Source organism: Halococcus salifodinae DSM 8989 (assembly GCF_000336935.1).
Taxonomy (GTDB): Archaea; Halobacteriota; Halobacteria; order Halobacteriales; family Halococcaceae; genus Halococcus; species Halococcus salifodinae.
In genome coordinates this window covers 1-1,386 of the sequence record NZ_AOME01000101.1, presented here as the reverse complement: position 1 = coordinate 1,386, position 1,386 = coordinate 1, and the positions used below count along the sequence as shown (strand labels likewise).

At 59.7% G+C, this 1,386-nt stretch carries 1 protein-coding gene; it reads right to left on the bottom strand.

The annotated features are described in order from the left end of the window. Nucleotides 1–219: 219 nt before the first annotated feature. A complete protein-coding gene (locus tag C450_RS19610; RefSeq protein WP_005046749.1) occupies nt 220–1,059 on the bottom strand; it encodes a fumarylacetoacetate hydrolase family protein in 840 nt (279 codons plus the stop codon). Nucleotides 1,060–1,386: the final 327 nt, after the last annotated feature.

The following is a 1,386-nucleotide window of genomic DNA, read 5'->3' as shown; positions in this document are numbered from 1 at the left end:
TTGAGCATGGAGGTCGGTAGCCAGTTGACCGAGCAGTTCCGCACACAGGACGCCGCCGATCGTACCGTGGTTGCGAGCGGGACCTCCTGTCTCGATCAGCTCGATACACTCTTGGAGCGGCCCGCTACCCACCCACTCGAAGTCATCGATCCTAGTTCGTCTGCCTGAGCGCCTCTCCGACGACTCCGGAGCGAAAAGACAGCGATACGGACAGCCGACCTACTCGGTCTCTTCGACGGTGTTGACCAAGGTGCCGATGCCTTCGACCTCAACCTCGACAGTGTCGTCGGGATGGAGCTGGATGTTCTGAAAGGTCCCTACACCCTCGGGAGTTCCGGTCGCGATGATATCACCGGGAACGAGTTCGACGCGCGAGGAGACGAACGACACCAACTCGGCGACCGAGCGGATCATCATCCCAGTACTATCGTCCTGCATGGTCTCACCGTTGACCCGCGACGTGATGGCGAGATCTTGGGGATCGCTGATCTCGTTGGCAACCACGTACGGACCCACCGGCGTGGTTGCCTGCATTGTCTTGCCGGAGAACCAATCCATCATGTCGTCGTCGCCCACTTGGAGCGAGAGCTGGAGATCGCGTGCCGACGTGTCGTTGAGGAGGGTGTAGCCAGCGACGTGATCGAGGGCATCTTCCGTCGAGACATGGCGTGCGGGTTCGCCGATGACAGCTGCCAACTCGGCTTCGTAATCAATCTCGTCGGTGACTTGGGTGTGGTAGGCGATGGGCGCTTCGTGGCCGACGAGCGTCCGCGGGAGTTTCATGAATATCAGTGGTCGCTCGGGGACCGCAATATCCGATTCGACCGCATGAGCTTCGTAGTTGAGTCCCGCGCAGAAGACAGTGTTCTGGTCGGTCGTCGGTGGAAGGTACGTGATGTCGGTTTCATCGAGGATTTCCCCATCCACGTCAGCAGCCGCTTCCGGCTGCGAGAGCGCGTCTTGGAACGAATTGTAGCCCTGAGTGACGTCTCGAATGCCGTCGTCGGTAAACGCGCCGATACGGGTCTGTCCGTCGATTTGGATGCGTCCAATACGCATATCCTGAAGTCAAGGGATACCCTGTTAGTTCTTTCTTGTTCAGCCCACCGCAGGGATTAGCAACCACTATTCTGTTCGGACCCGACTCAACGGACGTTCGGCCGTCGAGCGCCTGGTTCGGTCTTCGCATTCACGTGTATGGCCTACTCGCTGTAACGACTCGTCGACATGCTAGTGAAGCGCTCGCTCGACCGAGCGAGCGCAACTCGTGTGCATGCGTCGACGTTCCTCACAATTGCGAAAAAGGAGTACGGTCTCGACCCGCCAGAATAACCGCACGACTGCACGGTGATCGCGGCGCGGGCCAGCGGCAGCGCTGGCCCGCAC

Coding starts and splice junctions, on each gene's coding strand:
- C450_RS19610 (WP_005046749.1), bottom strand. CDS start 1,059: ATGCGTATTGGACGCATCCAAATCGACGGACAGACCCGTATCGGCGCG.